Annotated in this window: 2 protein-coding genes; one reads left to right on the top strand and one right to left on the bottom strand. The window is 51.8% G+C overall.

What is annotated here, in order from left to right; genetic code table 11:
* A partial coding sequence (locus H6F43_RS11330; protein WP_190342871.1) for a dihydropteroate synthase occupies positions 1–216 on the bottom strand: 216 nt, incomplete at its 3' end.
* A gap of 271 nt (positions 217–487) precedes the next feature.
* Here H6F43_RS11330 and H6F43_RS11325 point away from each other — a divergent pair.
* Positions 488–2,112, top strand: a 1,625-nt coding sequence (locus H6F43_RS11325) for a PAS domain S-box protein (RefSeq protein ID WP_190342870.1), incomplete at its 3' end; no start/stop codon positions are given.

Raw genomic sequence — 2,112 nt, 5'->3', positions numbered from 1 at the left:
CAGCGACACTTCAGACGCCTGTGGACGGGTGGACTGTCCACCAATGTCTAACAGGTCTGCGCCTGCCTCGGCTAACGCGATCGCCTGTGCCAGTGCTGCGTCTAACGTCGTGAACTGTCCACCGTCGCTGAAGCTGTCTGGTGTAACATTTATAACCCCCATCAGGTACGTGCGTTGTCCCCACTCAAATGGGTGATTGTTTAACGTCCAGTTCATCAAATTCAGTAAAACAACTGAGCATCTGCCATAATTTTGGGCAGTCTAACCATACCATTGCCTGTTACTTTAGCGAACACGCTCTACTCTAGATTCAGAATGAAGGCAAAATGAAGGCAATTTGTACTTCAGGATTCCAGTACTCAGTCGCCTTCTTTACTCAACCTTTACGGTTGACCTCCGGATTTATTGAGCTGTTGCCTGTTTTCAAGGAAAAAGCAAGCCATCCCCATAGCCGATGCTGTAACGTTCCATTGCTCCTGCAGTTGACATGAGAAAAAAGAACTGGCTCAAGCGTTTATACAGACAGGGCATTCTAATCAGCTTGTTCTTGATCTTTACGGTGCCGTTTGGCGTTGTTGTTCAGCAACTCACCGATGAGATTGGGATCAGCGTTGAATTTGCCCAGAGAGAGCGATCGGGACTGCGCTATAACTACAGGCTGCGAGTTTTTCTAGAGCAACTCATCCAGCAGCATCAGCTTTTCTTCAGCTACTACCAGGGGGAGTCATCGTTTAAACCCGACTTACTGAAAAAGCAGGCAGACATTGCAGCAGCCGTGAAAGCGGTGGATGCGGTCGATCGCGATCTGGGAGCCACCCTGAAAACAACGGCAAAGTGGCAAAAAATTCGGCAATCATCACAGACGCTCTCGAACAATCTACTGACGCTATCGCCTGACAGCAGCCTCTCCCTCCACGCCAGCTTGATCAGTGATGTGCGATCGCTGATCGCGGACGTCGGCGATGCTTCCAACCTAATTCTCGATCCGGACTTAGGCAGCTACTATCTGATGGATGGAGTCGTGACCAAGATTCCCTCGATGATTGAGCAGTCGGTTCAAGTCATGACGTTGGGAACCACGATCGTTAAGCGCAGCCCAACCACTCAAGAAAAAGTACGGCTTCTGAGCGCATCAAACGCCATTCAATCCAACCTGAATGCAATTCAGCGCGGCACTGGAGTTGCCTTTGCCGCAAATCCTGACCTCAAACCTGCAATTGAGCCGTTCATCGCCGATAGCGAAATCAGCGCCAAAGAACTGCTGAAACTCATTCGTATCACTAGTTTTCAAATCCGCGAAGTCGGATCGTTAGAGTTTGCGCAAATTGGAGACTGGGCAATTACTGACCAGTTCAAGCTGTACGACACTTTTTCTCCGGTGCTGGACAGACTGCTGCAAGCTCGCGCCGATCGCTTCACTGAAAAACAGCAGCGAGTCCGGGGATTTGCCGTCCTGATCTTCATCGCGCTGCTTGGCGTTGTTGTGCTGCTGCTGCGAAATCAGATGCAGCGGCGGAACACAGAAATGACTCTGCGAGAGCAGGAAAACCTGCTGCATATGGCGATGAATGCAGCCCACATGGGCGCGTGGGAGTGGAACCTCGCTACAAGCGAAGGAAAGTGGTCAAACGAAGTGGTTGGGCTGTTTGGACTGGACCCCGAAACGTTTTCAGGCGATTCTGAGGCGTTTAACGAGCGAGTTCATCCGGACGATCGTGTCCTGAATGAACAGGCAGTGCAGCAGGTGCTGAAGTCTGGCGGCGAGTACCGCACCGAGTACCGCACCATCTGGGAAGATGGCAGCGTCCACTGGCTTACGAGCGTCGGTAGCTTGGTTCGCAACAAGCCGGGTCAGCCGCTCCTGCTGACGGGTGTCACGATGGATATTACCGATCGCAAATCTGCCGAAGCCGCGATTCAGCAAGCCGAAGAAAAATATCGCAGCATTTTCGAGAATGCGGTCGATGGCATCTTTCAGACAACCCCTGCTGGACACTTTCTCAGCGCCAATCCTGCTCTTGCAAGAATTTACGGCTATGACTCTCCGGGTGAGTTGATCGCCTCTCTTTCCCACCAGATCGACCACGAGCTTTACGTTGATCCCGATCGCCG

The sequence above is a fragment of the Leptolyngbya sp. FACHB-36 genome (genome assembly GCF_014695955.1).
GTDB lineage: Bacteria > Cyanobacteriota > Cyanobacteriia > Leptolyngbyales > Leptolyngbyaceae > FACHB-36.
This window is presented reverse-complemented; position numbering and strand designations above follow the sequence as displayed.